This is a genomic window from Paucilactobacillus kaifaensis (genome assembly GCF_005405145.1).
Classification (GTDB): domain Bacteria; phylum Bacillota; class Bacilli; order Lactobacillales; family Lactobacillaceae; genus Paucilactobacillus; species Paucilactobacillus kaifaensis.
The window spans coordinates 277043-293826 of the sequence record NZ_BJDM01000001.1 but is presented as its reverse complement, the minus strand read 5'-3'; the positions used below and the strand labels follow the sequence as shown (position 1 = coordinate 293826).

At 35.9% G+C, this 16784-nt stretch carries 9 protein-coding genes, 1 tRNA gene and 1 CRISPR repeat array; of the genes, 3 read left to right on the top strand and 7 right to left on the bottom strand.

Going from position 1 to position 16784, the window contains the following annotated elements:
- Positions 1 to 90 precede the first annotated feature (90 nt).
- Entirely contained in the window at positions 91 to 1431 is a 1341-nt protein-coding gene (locus FFM51_RS01260; RefSeq protein ID WP_137596910.1) for an MATE family efflux transporter, read from the top strand.
- Between the two features lie 76 nt (positions 1432 to 1507).
- On the opposite strand, the gene FFM51_RS01255 is transcribed toward FFM51_RS01260, so the two are convergent.
- Positions 1508 to 1579 (bottom strand) — tRNA-Arg (locus FFM51_RS01255).
- A gap of 361 nt (positions 1580 to 1940) precedes the next feature.
- On the opposite strand from FFM51_RS01255, the gene FFM51_RS01250 reads away from it, so the two are divergent.
- Positions 1941 to 2447, top strand: coding sequence for a methylated-DNA--[protein]-cysteine S-methyltransferase (locus FFM51_RS01250; protein WP_223875871.1), 507 nt, complete (start codon positions 1941 to 1943; stop codon positions 2445 to 2447).
- A gap of 51 nt (positions 2448 to 2498) precedes the next feature.
- Entirely contained in the window at positions 2499 to 3059 is a 561-nt protein-coding gene (locus tag FFM51_RS01245) for a M15 family metallopeptidase (RefSeq protein ID WP_137596846.1), read from the top strand.
- Between the two features lie 43 nt (positions 3060 to 3102).
- On the opposite strand, the gene FFM51_RS01240 is transcribed toward FFM51_RS01245, so the two are convergent.
- The 6 genes from FFM51_RS01240 to cas9 form a co-directional block, all read right to left on the bottom strand.
- Positions 3103 to 4017: a DMT family transporter gene (locus tag FFM51_RS01240; protein ID WP_137596845.1), complete on the bottom strand. Its 915-nt coding sequence runs from the start codon at positions 4015 to 4017 to the stop codon at positions 3103 to 3105.
- A 147-nt stretch (positions 4018 to 4164) separates the two neighbouring features.
- Entirely contained in the window at positions 4165 to 4665 is a 501-nt protein-coding gene (locus tag FFM51_RS01235; RefSeq protein WP_137596844.1) for a hypothetical protein, read from the bottom strand.
- Positions 4666 to 5227: 562 nt separating this feature from the next.
- Positions 5228 to 10477: direct repeats of the CRISPR family, unit length 36 nt; unit sequence GGTTCTGAACTCATTGATTTGCTACTCTTCTAAAAC.
- Between the two features lie 24 nt (positions 10478 to 10501).
- The gene (csn2, locus tag FFM51_RS01230; protein ID WP_137596843.1) at positions 10502 to 11179 is read right to left on the bottom strand and encodes a type II-A CRISPR-associated protein Csn2; all 678 of its coding nucleotides are present in this window, start codon (positions 11177 to 11179) and stop codon (positions 10502 to 10504) included.
- Entirely contained in the window at positions 11176 to 11481 is a 306-nt protein-coding gene (cas2, locus tag FFM51_RS01225) for a CRISPR-associated endonuclease Cas2 (RefSeq protein WP_170999534.1), read from the bottom strand. Before cas2 ends, csn2 begins: the two co-directional genes overlap by 4 nt.
- Positions 11459 to 12364 carry a type II CRISPR-associated endonuclease Cas1 gene (gene cas1 / locus FFM51_RS01220; RefSeq protein ID WP_137596842.1) on the bottom strand — a complete coding sequence of 302 codons (906 nt, stop codon included), beginning with the start codon at positions 12362 to 12364 and terminating at the stop codon, positions 11459 to 11461. The genes cas2 and cas1 overlap by 23 nt, the downstream gene beginning before the upstream one ends.
- A 212-nt stretch (positions 12365 to 12576) precedes the next feature.
- The gene (gene cas9 / locus FFM51_RS01215; RefSeq protein WP_223875870.1) at positions 12577 to 16710 is read right to left on the bottom strand and encodes a type II CRISPR RNA-guided endonuclease Cas9; all 4134 of its coding nucleotides are present in this window, start codon (positions 16708 to 16710) and stop codon (positions 12577 to 12579) included.
- Positions 16711 to 16784: the final 74 nt, after the last annotated feature.

Here is a 16784-nt window from a genome sequence, read left to right as displayed (position 1 = left end):
TATGTATTCTTTTGTTACCTATGGTCTCAATTTGACAACTCAATTGTGGTAACATAATTCTTATTGCATAACAGATTGGGAGACGATAACATTTTAGAACTATTTGAAAAAGCGCCAATACCGAAAGCATATTTCAAACTAGCATTACCTGTAGTTTTAGGAACAGTCGTCTCAATGATTTATAACTTAACCGATACATTTTTTGTCGCTCAGACACAAAATGCCAATTTGGTCGCTGGTATTACTCTATGCACACCGTTATTTTCAATGATGATCGCTTTAGGTGATATGTTTGGTCTCGGTGGTAGCTCTGCTATTTCCAGATTGTTAGGCCAGAAAAAATATGATTTAGCTGGTAAAGTTAATAGCTTTTGCTTTTATGGCGCAACTTTATTAGCCGTCATCGTAACTGCTTGCCTTTTTATTTTTAAACAACAGGTTTTAGGTTGGCTAGGTGTTACCCCTTCAACCTATCAATACGCAGCCATTTACTATGAGATTATGGCTGCTGCCGGTATCTTGATCATCGTTTCTTTAGTTCCCATTAATACGTTGCGGACTGAAGGCTTAGCAACTGAATCGATGATTGGAACGGCCTCAGGTACTGTTTTAAAAATATTTCTTGATCCACTATTTATCTTTGGGTTTCACTTGGGTGCTGCGGGTGCCGCGTTAGCAACAGTTGTTGGTTATTTAGTAACTGATTCAATCTTGATTGCTTATACAATTCGCCGGGCACGCTATATTCATATCAATATTCATAAATTTAAAATTCCACGCATCGAAATTAAAGATGTACTTCTAATTGGTGTCCCAGCATCTGTGACCAACTTTATGACGATGCTTGGCACGGCGATAATGAATAATTTCTTAATTGTCTATGGTGCTAGTAAGGTTGCGGGTTTTGGGATTGCAACCAAGGTAGAGACCATTGTCACCATGGTGTTAGTCGGCTTTTGTTTTGGTTCACAAGCACTGATTGGGTATAACTATGGTGCTAAAAATAAAGAACGGCTCAAAAAAATTATTCAGTTCGATATTTTGGTAAATGCTGGTTTTGCTTTTGTCATTGCGTTGGTACTAATTGCAATTGCACCTGCACTATGCGGCCTATTTATGAAAGATCAAAAAGTTGTTCAAGCGGCCAGTTATATGTTGCGGTGGTTCCTAATTACCACTCCATTTATTGGAATATCGCTTGTCTTCACCACCATGTTTCAGTCCGTCAACCAGCCATTTGACGCGTTTATCATGTCGATATCACGGCAAGGTGTTGTGTTTATAATTGTTATCTTCATTGTGACCGCAATATTGGGATATCAGGGAGTCATTGTATCACAGCCAATTGCCGACATTATTACTGCCGTAATTGGATTTATACTTTATCGTAAGGACTTTGGCCGTAATGGACGCGCCTTCCGGAATTGGTAAGTGATAATTAACAATCAAAGTTCATAATAAAAAGCTTGTAATGCTTATTGAATATGGCATTACAAGCTAACTAGAATGCGTCCCCCGAGAGTCGAACTCGGATCATGAGGACCGAAATCTCATGTGCTATCCATTACACTAAGGACGCTTTATACTATTCAGTTTACCGATTATCGCATTGATTTTCAATGGTCGGTTGAAAAAATTTATCTACGTTAACAACTATTAAATCAACCGTTTTTTAAAATTATGGTTAAGATTAAAAAAATCGTCACACATTTTTCACAAACAGCTGTTAATATATAAATCGTAGCAAGGAGCAAGTAACTCCTGTTACGACATAAACCTATATTTTTCAATTACTCCTCCCAATAGTAACCGAAAAATAATTACGAAATCCCCCCAAGATTTTCGTAATACTCCTCAAAAGATGGCTTCCCCGCCATCTTTTTTTGTGTTTATAAGGTATAATCAAGGTGCTAAATACGACATAATTTGAGGTAATGATGATGGAATTATACTATGATATTTTTAAATTTAACGATCACCAATATTATTTAATTGCCAGCGATTCTGGCTTATGTTTTGTTGGTTCACCTGACGCAGAACTGGCCGAAGCAGATGGTTTCTTTGCCACTGATAATTTAACTCGTAATCCAGATAAATTAGCCCAGGTTAAAACACAGCTGCAGGAATTTCTTAGTGGCAGCCGTCAAAATTTTGATCTTGCTTTAGATGCTCAATTTGGAACCCCACTCCAACGAAAAGTTTGGCAAACACTGACCACAATCAAATACGGTGAGACACTTACGTATCAACAATTAGCTCACCGTATTGGCCACCCAACTGCCATTCGGGCCGTAGCTAGCGCAGTTGGTCGCAATCCGTGGATGATCGTGGTTCCATGCCATCGAGTTATTCGGACTGACCATACGATGGGCGGTTATCGTGGTGGATTGCCATTAAAAACAGCACTGTTAAAACTAGAAAGCTCGCGGACAGCTTTAACATTTTGAAGTAGCGTACTGGAAACAAATATCTAGTAAGTTTGAATAGGAGGAACCAATATGAGTGAGTTAGCCACTGATTTTACCAACGTTCAGGCATTAGATCCTGATATTTTTGTTGATTTACGTTATGCAACAGAAAATAATTTCACTGGTACAAAAATTTATGATTTTGCAACTGCTATTGCCCGAACTGGCACTGCCAAAAAATTGGCCAAGGCCAGTAAACTAGTTAAAGCTCAAGGATTTAGACTCAAAGTCTGGGACGCATATCGTCCTGTAGCAGCTCAAAAGAAACTATTTGAAGTGTATCCAGATCCAAACTGGGTTTTACCGCCTAATCCAAACGCTAGTCATCAAAAAGGAGTTACCTTCGATATTACTTTGTGTGAAATAGATGGGACCGACATTCCAATGCAAAGTAAATTCGACGAGTTTGGCGAAAAAGCTAAGCGCAACTATCCGCGTAAGCCATATCAAGAACATAATTACCACATCTTAAATGATGCTATGACCGCTGCAGGATTCGTTGGTTATAGTGAAGAATGGTGGGATTATCGCGATAGCGAAATGGACAGTTACGGACCCGCTAGTGCAGATCCAAATAATTATCAATTATAAAAATAAACGAGATTATGACAACTTTTGTCGTAATCTCGTTTTTTTACTGCTCACCATCGCGGAAATGTTGTAGCACGTAAATTGCTAAAATAATTAACGCTGAACCAAAAACTTCTATCCAGCTAAGTTTAACGTGTAAAAAGATTACACTCAGGATAAATGTAACCACCGGCTGAACTGCATCAACAATGCTGATTACAGCAGAAGGAGCGAAATTCAAGCTATATAACAAGACAGAAAACGCCAAAATGGTTCCAACAATTATTACGACTGCTAAAGAAGTCACCAACTTAAAATCAAGTTGTGGTTCGTTAACCCACACGGGATGGCGCAAGTTAAATAGGACTCCACTGATAAACATCCCCCAGCCTAACACAACAATTGGCGAGTGTTCCTTAACTATTTGGCGTGGCAGTACTACATAGCAAGCCGCCGTCACCCCTGACAGGATTCCCCAAATCAATGAATCCATCGGAATTGCTAATTCATGAATATTTCCTTTGGTAATTGCCAAGAACAATCCGATTAGTGAAATTGTAAAAGCAATTAGATCACTACGCATCGGCCGTTGGCGCAACAATACTAAACTGCCTAACACGATAAAAAGAGGACTTAAATATTGCAAAATCGTTGCGGCAGCTGCGTTTCCTGTTTGTACACTCATATAAAATGTAAACAGATTGGCCATCAGGCCGAATAAACTGTAAGCGATCAGCCAACATACTAGGCGCCAGTTGGTAAAAATAGAAAACATCCGTTTTCCTTCAATCATTGCACTAATAATCAATAACACTACCCCAGCACTTAATGTTCGGACGGATAGAAACCAGGTCGCTGGAATTGCCAAATTTTGAGAAATATATTGTAAGACTGTTCCGGAAACACCCCATAGTCCTGACGCTAAGGTCGCCCACAGAAGCCCTTTTGTAATGTTTTGAGAATGTGACTTTGATTGCATAATTTGCCCTCCGACGTGCTAAATAATGATTAAGGACATATTATACATAATGTAGATTAATTTTTTATGAGAATTTAGTTCACTTTGTAATTGCCATCCCAAATTTATTACTTAGATAATATCTGGTAATCATATGTTTTAAACGTTTTAATATCTATAATATTTGACTTTCCCAGTATCTACAGCAACTTTCAAAACCTTTTTAGCTTTGTAAAAATGATACTCAATAAAGCCTTCAGTTTCATTGAATATATTAGCAAGTTGTCTATAAGTTAACCCATATTTTGTTCGTTTCACATAAATGCGGCGATCGACTAGTTTTAAAATTGATAACGCCTGCCTGATGCTTCGTAATTGTCCTCTTGTGAGTCTACTGCTACAATCATCCTGAAAATAATAACTTTGGTAGTAAAATAAATACTCAAGTTTTTCTGGGTCCAAGTAAACACATTTTTTTAAATGGTGAACCACCTGTTTACCTTCCATTAGAGAAATCGAGAATTTCAAACTGTCTATTATTTGTACCAAATTTTTTTCTTTAGACATATTACTGTGCCTATGCTCCAAACATCGTAAACGTTTTGAAATTGCTAAAATTTTCTTATATTCTGCAATCAGTTTTTTGTTTTTAGTAATAATTATAATCACATCCCTTCATTTCCATCTCGCTTTGTAAGATAAACCTTAATATTATTTTTGTCAAATTCTCTAACTATCGATAATTTAAAATAAATTTTTTTAAAAAACAAAAACAAAAATATGTTTTTGAAATTATCGACAATTTGAAGATTACCATTTTTACCTAAACTTAGGAATTAGCTACTCTTATAAAACTAACTATCGACAAACACCGACTATCCTAGTTTAAAACTAAATAAATTAAAATTCTAGTAAATTAAATATTTAAAAAAATTCTTTATTTATTGCTGTTAATAATGTTAATTTTTATTACTATTTTTTATCTGATAAAAAACTTTATAAGTAATTTACCTTCAGCGCAATAAATTATATTCATTTCTAAACACGTACACTCTTAGGCTACGGGTACTATTAATTACTATTTTTAAGCTTATTAAACGTTCATACCATTATGTTGTAGTTAAGCCTCATAGATTAACACCTATTAGCCGAATAATATAAGATGCTTCTTTACGCATAAATTTAGGTAAGTATCTAGAACCGTCAAAAGTACTCAACGCTCCAACGATTGAGTTCTGAACTCATTGATTTGCTACTCTTCTAAAACACTTACCTTTCTGTTTTGCTTTGATATATTGGTTCTGAACTCATTGATTTGCTACTCTTCTAAAACCTCACTATAAGCCGTGCCTATGTCGTTATCGGTTCTGAACTCATTGATTTGCTACTCTTCTAAAACCTACTGATGTGAATTTGTATTCCACAGAGTGGTTCTGAACTCATTGATTTGCTACTCTTCTAAAACTTAATATAATCATTTGAATTAATAGAATGAGGTTCTGAACTCGTTGATTTGCTACTCTTCTAAAACGCATCTTTATCGATCTTATCTGCCATTTCAGGTTCTGAACTCATTGATTTGCTACTCTTCTAAAACCAACGATTGCATTATTAATATTTACCGCTTGGTTCTGAACTCATTGATTTGCTACTCTTCTAAAACAAGTGGTCAAAATTATTGGGGCATTTTCGGGGTTCTGAACTCATTGATTTGCTACTCTTCTAAAACAAATGCATGAATACGTAAATCCGACAATTAGGTTCTGAACTCATTGATTTGCTACTCTTCTAAAACGGCGGGAGGGGATATGGCTTTTTTGTTTATGGTTCTGAACTCATTGATTTGCTACTCTTCTAAAACTACTCGACCGAGCCCTAGTAGTAGATACGGGGTTCTGAACTCATTGATTTGCTACTCTTCTAAAACGAGCAATTCAAGAATGACGATGGAACAGCAGGTTCTGAACTCATTGATTTGCTACTCTTCTAAAACTAACCACTTCGGCCATCGCCCTATCACCCGGGTTCTGAACTCATTGATTTGCTACTCTTCTAAAACGCGAGACACGCTGAAATATCATGCTAAATAGGTTCTGAACTCATTGATTTGCTACTCTTCTAAAACCCTAAAATTGTTTTACTAATTCAATTTGTTGGTTCTGAACTCATTGATTTGCTACTCTTCTAAAACATATCTCTGTATATTCTCGTATTAGATCCGGGTTCTGAACTCATTGATTTGCTACTCTTCTAAAACAGTTACGAAGAACATCAATTATACAAGACAGGTTCTGAACTCATTGATTTGCTACTCTTCTAAAACTTGAAGTTTTGGGGGGTAAACAATGGGGCAGGTTCTGAACTCATTGATTTGCTACTCTTCTAAAACAATGCGGTCCAAATGTTGCGAGATGTTTGGGGTTCTGAACTCATTGATTTGCTACTCTTCTAAAACTTGCCGTTACGTGCCTCGCCAGTTGCTAGAGGTTCTGAACTCATTGATTTGCTACTCTTCTAAAACAACGGCTACGAAGTCGAACAAGAAAAACTGGGTTCTGAACTCATTGATTTGCTACTCTTCTAAAACCGTTGATTGCGCAACGGTTGAAAATCGCTCGGTTCTGAACTCATTGATTTGCTACTCTTCTAAAACAGCAACAGGTAATTATGAATTTAAAACAAGGGTTCTGAACTCATTGATTTGCTACTCTTCTAAAACGACGATTAATAACGTTTGTGCGTCCACCTTGGTTCTGAACTCATTGATTTGCTACTCTTCTAAAACTACTGAATCATCATTCATGAATCTAGTTGGGGTTCTGAACTCATTGATTTGCTACTCTTCTAAAACTGACTGCTGCCTCAACAATATCTCCTGGAAGGTTCTGAACTCATTGATTTGCTACTCTTCTAAAACAAGCGGAATTGAATAGACGCGACCGCTTGGGGTTCTGAACTCATTGATTTGCTACTCTTCTAAAACATTGCTTCATTCAGTTCAGGGCTAATATCTGGTTCTGAACTCATTGATTTGCTACTCTTCTAAAACATCATTATCTTTAACAAACCCAGAAACAATGGTTCTGAACTCATTGATTTGCTACTCTTCTAAAACATAAGAATCTAATTCGGCTGTAAGATTTCGGGTTCTGAACTCATTGATTTGCTACTCTTCTAAAACCAACGTTAAGAACACGGCCACGGAATACGTGGTTCTGAACTCATTGATTTGCTACTCTTCTAAAACTGAAAAGGCGCAGCAAGCAGCGGCACCAAAGGTTCTGAACTCATTGATTTGCTACTCTTCTAAAACATACCAAGAGGAAGAAGATGTAAAACAATGGGTTCTGAACTCATTGATTTGCTACTCTTCTAAAACCTAGTTTAGTGCTAGTGAACTGATTGTTGTGGTTCTGAACTCATTGATTTGCTACTCTTCTAAAACTAGACAATATCAATATTTTAACTACCGCATGGTTCTGAACTCATTGATTTGCTACTCTTCTAAAACAATGTCCCAAAAGAAGAAGTAGATAACACAGGTTCTGAACTCATTGATTTGCTACTCTTCTAAAACTAACTATTCAATCGCATTATCATTTGCACTGGTTCTGAACTCATTGATTTGCTACTCTTCTAAAACGATGAATCGGGTTTTATTGTGCAAGCAGATGGTTCTGAACTCATTGATTTGCTACTCTTCTAAAACTAACATCTGAATGCTTTTTAAATTTGGCTGGGTTCTGAACTCATTGATTTGCTACTCTTCTAAAACAGCTCATTTGTCTGCCTCCTTGATAAACACGGTTCTGAACTCATTGATTTGCTACTCTTCTAAAACTTGAATCATCTTCTAAATCCCAAATTTTAAGGTTCTGAACTCATTGATTTGCTACTCTTCTAAAACAGTTCTATCGCTGGTTGGTCTGTTGAACAAGGTTCTGAACTCATTGATTTGCTACTCTTCTAAAACATCAGTTGTAGACTCCCCGATATCTCCCAAGGTTCTGAACTCATTGATTTGCTACTCTTCTAAAACTGCTTACTACAGCATAATTCACTGAGGCTGGGTTCTGAACTCATTGATTTGCTACTCTTCTAAAACTTAAGTGTCGGTATAGTTTTACCTAACCCGGGTTCTGAACTCATTGATTTGCTACTCTTCTAAAACTCATTGACTCATTTAGACACTAATAGGAGGGGTTCTGAACTCATTGATTTGCTACTCTTCTAAAACTGTTTCATATGCTAAATCTGAAAACATTACGGTTCTGAACTCATTGATTTGCTACTCTTCTAAAACAATAGCGAAAACATTAAGTCATTTGATGGGGGTTCTGAACTCATTGATTTGCTACTCTTCTAAAACAAATGGTAATACAATCCATATTGATTCAAGGGTTCTGAACTCATTGATTTGCTACTCTTCTAAAACGCTTATTTTGTTCGTTCAAAAATTGAAATAGGTTCTGAACTCATTGATTTGCTACTCTTCTAAAACCAGTGGTTGTGGCATCTTCCACAGCCCGTAGGTTCTGAACTCATTGATTTGCTACTCTTCTAAAACGATCATAGCCCGTCTTACAATACTATCGGCGGTTCTGAACTCATTGATTTGCTACTCTTCTAAAACCCCTGCGAACGTCCTCGCCTCTGATTTTACGGTTCTGAACTCATTGATTTGCTACTCTTCTAAAACTCATCCAAAGGGAAAACGAAGATATAAATAGGTTCTGAACTCATTGATTTGCTACTCTTCTAAAACCCTGCTCCCACAGTGATTTGCTGCCCGTTCGGTTCTGAACTCATTGATTTGCTACTCTTCTAAAACTTGTTTAATTTAAATTAATCCCATACGTTTGGTTCTGAACTCATTGATTTGCTACTCTTCTAAAACGTCATTGATGATTTCAGACCAAGATGGCAGGGTTCTGAACTCATTGATTTGCTACTCTTCTAAAACTAGCAGATGCTATTGTACCTGAGGTCTTTGGGTTCTGAACTCATTGATTTGCTACTCTTCTAAAACGAAACATGGGTATAAACATCTAATGTGGTTGGTTCTGAACTCATTGATTTGCTACTCTTCTAAAACGATGTATCAGTGTTTATTACGAAATCGGCGGGTTCTGAACTCATTGATTTGCTACTCTTCTAAAACATACTCGCAAATCCCTAGCTCACATGGTAAGGTTCTGAACTCATTGATTTGCTACTCTTCTAAAACTATCCAACATCTGAAACGCTACTGAATCGTGGTTCTGAACTCATTGATTTGCTACTCTTCTAAAACGCCAAAGGCTTCCATGGTAGAGGTAGTAACGGTTCTGAACTCATTGATTTGCTACTCTTCTAAAACTCCTGCTTTAATAATTGGCACTCGTTTCCAGGTTCTGAACTCATTGATTTGCTACTCTTCTAAAACTAACAGAACGCTTAAATCAATAAGTAGATCGGTTCTGAACTCATTGATTTGCTACTCTTCTAAAACAGAACTATTGCGGGATATGCAGAAGAATTGGGTTCTGAACTCATTGATTTGCTACTCTTCTAAAACTGTAACTAGCGATATTACTATCCCATCTAAGGTTCTGAACTCATTGATTTGCTACTCTTCTAAAACACGTAAAGTGACTGTTGATGATATGAAGTTGGTTCTGAACTCATTGATTTGCTACTCTTCTAAAACTGTTGGATGTACTTTTGGATGGGTAAACAAGGTTCTGAACTCATTGATTTGCTACTCTTCTAAAACTAGCGAGTGGTGATTTATAAGCAACGATCTGGTTCTGAACTCATTGATTTGCTACTCTTCTAAAACCATGCAAATGTTTGATAACGGCGTAACGGTGGTTCTGAACTCATTGATTTGCTACTCTTCTAAAACTGATGTTTGGGAATATTCAAAAGATCACACGGTTCTGAACTCATTGATTTGCTACTCTTCTAAAACAATCAACCAGACTAAAGCAGAGTTTGAAGAGGTTCTGAACTCATTGATTTGCTACTCTTCTAAAACTAGCTATGTCAAGATTGGTAGCATTACTGCGGTTCTGAACTCATTGATTTGCTACTCTTCTAAAACAGGGTAAACCGAAGCCTTATAAACTAGTTGGGTTCTGAACTCATTGATTTGCTACTCTTCTAAAACAACAGCCATCTATAGTGTCAACTACTTCATGGTTCTGAACTCATTGATTTGCTACTCTTCTAAAACAATTTACGAAACTTAGTAATTTTAGATTTTGGTTCTGAACTCATTGATTTGCTACTCTTCTAAAACCTATGTGCAAACCCACCCCAGCCCCGATTTGGTTCTGAACTCATTGATTTGCTACTCTTCTAAAACTGGTGACATGTTAAAACTTGCCACAGGTTTGGTTCTGAACTCATTGATTTGCTACTCTTCTAAAACCGTGGGGTTCAAGAATCAGAACGTAAAAGTGGTTCTGAACTCATTGATTTGCTACTCTTCTAAAACCGTTAAACATTAACCATATTTTCATTATTCACTTTCACGTAAATCAACATAATCATGATCAATGTAATAATAACGGCATCCATTATATCTCTCCGCCCTCCGACTTTCTGAGAATTTAATGATAAGAATTTGCACATCTAATGATTTTACAGATTCAATTAAATCGGAAAATTCATTTTCGGTTAAATAGTCTGTAACATTCATAAAACCAACAATACTACTTAAATTTAACTCTTTTGCTGTCTTTAGAATTGTTTCAATTATACCATATGGATTAACATTAATTTCTTTAGCAAAACTAATTTCACTAAATTTTATAACCTTTGCAATATCAGTTTGTTCTTCAATGGTTAACGGTAAATCCATTAAATATGACGATTCTAAAATGACCTGCTTCAATTGTTGACTAAGTTCAAAAATTTGTTGCATCTGATCATCGTTAACTAATGAAACAATCTTTTTATTCAATGAATGTTGAAATAATTTATTTAAATCGGCTTGTACAAACGAATCTCCAACCCATAACATTGCTTTACTTGTGTCAACGGTTTCAAAATTATCGTTACTAAACTTTATATCATCTTTTAGGTCTCGAAAGTTTAAAATTAACTTTTGGTATATCTCATGACTTCCTGTTTCGATTACAGTTGGCTTTCCAGCGTTCACTTCAAATGGTTTGAATGGGAACATTGTCATCTTCATAAAATTACCGTCCGATCCGACGTATTTCTCACATCTTTTTTTGGTTCTCCTAATAAAAAATTCATGTCATTATATTGCTTTTCAGTTACCATCATTGTTTGAACAATTCCCAATTCAGGGGTAAATTCAGCAATCCGCTTCTCCATGAAACCAGCAGATTGCTTACTAACACACACCCGCACATATATTGAATACTGAATCATAAGGAAGCCCTCATTGATTAATTCTTTTCTGAATTTTCTATATGCCTTTCTCTCCTTGCTGGTTTCTACCGGCAAATCAAACATGACCATTAATCGCATTATTCGGTACCTCATCTGTTAACTCCACCTTAATTTCAATATCATCACGATTTACGCTTAAATAATTTAGACATGCAGCAACGTGTTTAGTGAGTGCATTTCGTAAAATTGTAATTTCACCGTTATACTTTACTTCGTAATTCAATAAATCAACTAATCCAAATTTAATATCAGGGGTCAGCTCTTTGAATTTTTGGTGGGCCACCCAAAAATCAATCACGGGTCTAAACGGCTCCATCAAATCAGATCCAAGGTTAAACTCATTTCCTTCATTATGATGGTGTACTCCCAATTGGGTTAAGTAGCCATTTGTGACAACTTCTCGATCGATTGCTGACAACAAAATCGAATATCCATAGTTTAATGCAGCATTAATTGGATCAAACCCATGTCGTACAAACTTACTATTAAAAACTAAACTAAAATATTTTCTTGCAATAACAGCTTCCCGATTTGTAACATCTCCAATTTCTAATTTACTAAATTCATCAGCTAGGTCGGTTGACCCTTTTTCAAGATATTCGCACACTTGAATCTGCATTAATATTTTCTGCGAAACAATTTTAGTCCATAAAATATCTTTGCGATTTTGTGGCCAATTGAACTGATCAACTAGTAATCCAGCATCTCTAGTTCCAGGATAATAGCCAACAGTCTCGCATACTGGTTGACCATTTTTACCAGTAAAAATTATTTTCGCATTATTTTGAATTAACGCATTAATCGCTGCAGTTGTCACAACTGCACTTAATGTACTGATCAATAATACTTGAATATCACTTACCGGAATTTCACTGATACCATCTTTTGTCTGAACTACTAGTTGACGGCTTGTATAAGAAACTTTTGCATGTTGTGTCACCACAACTGTTCTCCATCCCATTTTTTCATCCCCTTGAAATATAATTATTTTCTTGGTACACTTACTGTGTTGAGATGACCTACTCAATCATCTGAACTTATTGATTTGCTACTCTTAAGTTAAAATCAAACAAGGCGTAAGCCAAGTTTTATCATAGGTTCTTATTATGAACCATTACATAAAAGGCGCTATTGATCCTTCTGATCAATAGTGCCTTTTCAATTACTCTCTTTTTATTCGATATTTTGTAATGAAACAACTTTTTCGAATAATCCCGTTGGTGATTCATATACCAATTTAAAATCAGAAGACAAAGTGATTCCATTCATTTGTTGCATTTTTCCAAATGGCGTATTCATCTTTAAATCCTTCAAGTCACTAGTTGCAGCATTTGCATGCAATCCTATCAAAATACGATTAATAACAATATTTTCTCCCAACTTAACTAACTTATTATTTTCATATTCTGATTTATCAGGTAAGCCTTTAAAAGATGTTATTCCATCTTTTAACTTCCCTCTAAATCCATTGATATCATACATCGGAAAGTACTTGTCCACTTGCTCCAAAATAGCCTGGTAAACATCCAGCATTGTGATCTGTTCGGTCAAACTACTGTCTCCATTTCTCACCATGCTGATATTAATCCGCCTAATTATGTCTTTTGGCAAATATAACTCTTGTGCATTATAACGGTATGTTGACGATCCTAGTGTAAACGCTTGGCCACCATCTAACACTTTTTGGTTACTCAATACCTTGGGAACCACGAGTTTAAAGTCTTCAACTATTTTAGTAATCTCACCCGTTCTTTTATTCCTTTTGTATTGGGTAAATTGATCGACTAAATATTTGTTTAGTTTATCCAAATCAGTTGTCTTATCTTTTAGTTCCATCTTACTAGCAACTCTAGTAGGAATTCCTACAACCTTATAAAATACTTTATCTTTTTTCTTTAGGCGAACAATCGACATAAATGCATCAGTGGAACCAGAATAACCTCCATATAACTCCGTCGGCATATTCTCTTTTTTAGCAATTAGTTTCTTTTTACCACGACCACTTGCTTTATCATCGCTTGCTTTATACAGCGTTTGGTTAAACATAGCACCGCTATTCTCACGAACCTCATGAGTTACAGTAACTTTTTTATAATCATAAATGTGGTCCAGATAGTCCCACACATCTTTATATTCTACTGAGCGTTCAATTCTACGTTTATCTTTATTCCACGCTTCTAATGAACGTAACAGATTAAAGTTCTTCAGTTGATCAACAACTTTCCCTTTTGGGAACTCACCATATACAAAATATGGTTTTAGTTTGGGATATTTATTTAATAAAAAGTTCCCAACAAATGCTGTTAAATAGGCATCAAAGGCATGATGGTAATTATTAACATCTCGATTTTTAGGAAAATCAAAATTTTCTCGCATTTGGTGGGTCAATCCAGCTTTAACCGACACAATCTGCGTTTCTTGATCGGAAAATTCATCAGCTAGAAGATTAGCAGCAAGTTTAATTACCTGCCTTGTCTCCACTAATTGACGCTTAACAAATCCCTCTTTCTGATACTTATTGATTTTGTCTGGGCTGAAGGTTAAATTATTAAATTTACGTTCATTAATAATTCCAGCAGCCTTCCATTTAGACCACTCTCCTGATAGTCGAGCATATTCGCTCGCACTGAAGGCAGCTTCTGGCAAACGGTTACTCTTGATACGATTAACTTTTGCTGAAACTAGTACCCGATTATCTAAAGAATCATCTTTAATAAACGCCTGTGGCAAAATATGATCAATATCGTACAAACTCTTACTAAAGATATCGTCAATATTTATCTTGTTTCCAGTATACGGGTCCCATCCTCCCTGCATAAAATAAAGGAATAGTCGATCAGAAGAAAAATCCCAGTCTCTTCTATCTTCAAATTCATCACGAACACTGCTCTCAATAATATCATTACTAATTTCTTGATATTTAACTTCAATTTGTTGCCGCCGCTCCACTGATCTCCCAGTTCGACCATCATCACCTCGTGCAAATTCAATGAAGATATTATCTGGTGTTTGGCCCTTCATCGCCTTTTGAATATCTTTCACAATCAACAATATTTGACGAAGAGCCTTTTTATTTTGAGGTGAAGTATATAAATCATTAATCACATCTTGTGTATTAGTTTGGGCAATAAATTCCTGGTTTTCTTGTTCAATTTTTTCTTTAAACTCAAGTCGACTCACAATAACCATGAAATTACTGCTGGAATCCCACAACAGATCGATGATTCTCTGCCCGTTGCCATCAACTAATCCAGCCAATAATTTACGTGAAAAGTTACCCCATCCACGATAACGTTTATGAGACAATTTTTCTTTTTGTTCATCCGTTAGCCAAACCTCACCGTCCAACTTAGAGCGCAAAATTTTACTATCCTCAAAAATTGTTGCCCACTCAATTATCTTTTCAATATCAAGACGATGATCTGGATCATCAATTAAATTGCCAAAAATTGGACGTAAGTCATTTTCTGTTGTTAGGCCACTCAAAAATTTAGTTTCACTTGCTAATCCCTTAATCTCAATTTCATCTGGAAATCCAATCTGAGTTTGCAAATAATCCTTAAATCTTTTTTTAGTAACACTCGTATTTCGCTTAAATAGATCGCCATAAACTGCTTGCTTTTGGTCTGTGGTTAACTTTTCATTATTAACTCGAACATTATTCAACTCATTTAACACTTCAAATCGCTGATATAGCAAGCTCTTTTTTGGTAATACATCTTCATTTATCAGATAAGTATCTTTGGTAGTCATCCGCTTAATAAAGCGTTCCGCCGATGTATTTCGATCTACTTTTTGATCAAAATTCCAGGGGGTAATGGCCCCATTTTCTTTGCGACTCATCCAAGCGAACTTTGTATTATTTGGTGCATCTATTTTTTCCGGATCAATTAATGGTCCAATATAATACGGAATCCGAAAAGCAACAAGTTCATCTAGCTTATATTTTGCAATTTTTTGTTTTCGTCGTGTTTCATTTGGATTCAATTCAGCCAGCCATGGATAATATTTCTTCTGATTTTCGATAATTTCGTCTAATTCTCGTTGGTGCATTTGATGTGGAATTGATCCATTAGCTTTGGTTCGCTGCTTAGGCAGAAAATTATCTACGTCCATCCATTGTTTAAAATTATCAGATATTTCATCATCTAACTTATCAATTACTTTATGGACATCCTTATAAAAATCATCTTGTAAAAACGGCTTGCTGCCTACTCCATTAATATATTTGTCATACGCTTGTTTTAACTGCTCCGCATCTTTGGAACTTAATTGATCAATTAATATTTTATATTTAATCAATTGCTTTTTATGTTCTTCATACTTATCCATCATCGATTCAGATAATCCTTTACCCGGTGGAATTATGCCAGCTAACATAATTGACGAATGGATAGATCGTAAAATATCAATAACTTCTCGTGCATCATCGTTCAATTCAGTATCTAATTCGCTCAACACATCATCAACTGTTTCTGAGTTAAACGACACCGTCCAGGCTTTATCGTCTTCTACGTTAATATTCAAAACCACGTTTAATTTCACTTTTAACCCAAGCACAGCCTTCAACAAATTAGTAGCAATGTTTTTGCGTTGAGTTTCTTTTTGCTTATCTTTAGCTGGGGCATAAATTTGTTTCACAAGTTCTCGTTGTCGATCCAATCTTGATTTGCTAGAGTCAACTAGCATTTCGTGAACTAAGCTAAGATTATTCAACCTTAGCTGAAATTCACTTGAGATCATTAGACGTGTAAAAAGTGTATTTAAACTTTTAAACTTATCTTCTAATTCTAAATCGCCACTCTTAAAATCATCAGGGCTGCCACCCGTCAAAAAATGCCCGCGATACTTCACAATATGATGAATGGCCCAATAAATTTCGCGAATATCAAACTGATGATGTTCTGTCATCAATGCATATCGTAAATGATAAATTGTTGGGTACTGTTCATGGAATTCCTGATCAGTTCGGTCGTTAAATAGAATACTACCAGTAAAGTGTTTATTTGGATCCTGCGGTACTAAATTAGATTCTTTTTGACGCATAAAAAAATTCTCGTCGATTGGTAAAATGTATGGTTCAAATATTTCTTGCAGCAACCGAAGTCGCCATTTACGACGTTTTAAGCGACGACGTGTTGTCCTAAAACCACGACGGTCTGCAGCTGTTTGTCCCTCTGAAAAGATTCGCACCCCATAACCATTTTTACCTCTGACATGCATAATTTTGGCATTGTCATCGACAATCGTCCATCCGATTGAACTCGTCCCAATATCAAGCCCGATATTATAGTTCCGCTTTGGCAAGTAAACCCACTCCTCAAATGTTATTTATGATTTTAGTATACCTATGATTAATACTTAAATAAAGATAAATTAAG

Coding starts and splice junctions, on each gene's coding strand:
- FFM51_RS01250 (WP_223875871.1), top strand. CDS start 1,941: ATGGAATTATACTATGATATTTTTAAATTTAACGATCACCAATATTAT.
- FFM51_RS01245 (WP_137596846.1), top strand. CDS start 2,499: ATGAGTGAGTTAGCCACTGATTTTACCAACGTTCAGGCATTAGATCCT.
- FFM51_RS01240 (WP_137596845.1), bottom strand. CDS start 4,017: ATGCAATCAAAGTCACATTCTCAAAACATTACAAAAGGGCTTCTGTGG.
- csn2 (WP_137596843.1), bottom strand. CDS start 11,179: ATGAAGATGACAATGTTCCCATTCAAACCATTTGAAGTGAACGCTGGA.
- cas2 (WP_170999534.1), bottom strand. CDS start 11,481: ATGCGATTAATGGTCATGTTTGATTTGCCGGTAGAAACCAGCAAGGAG.
- cas1 (WP_137596842.1), bottom strand. CDS start 12,364: ATGGGATGGAGAACAGTTGTGGTGACACAACATGCAAAAGTTTCTTAT.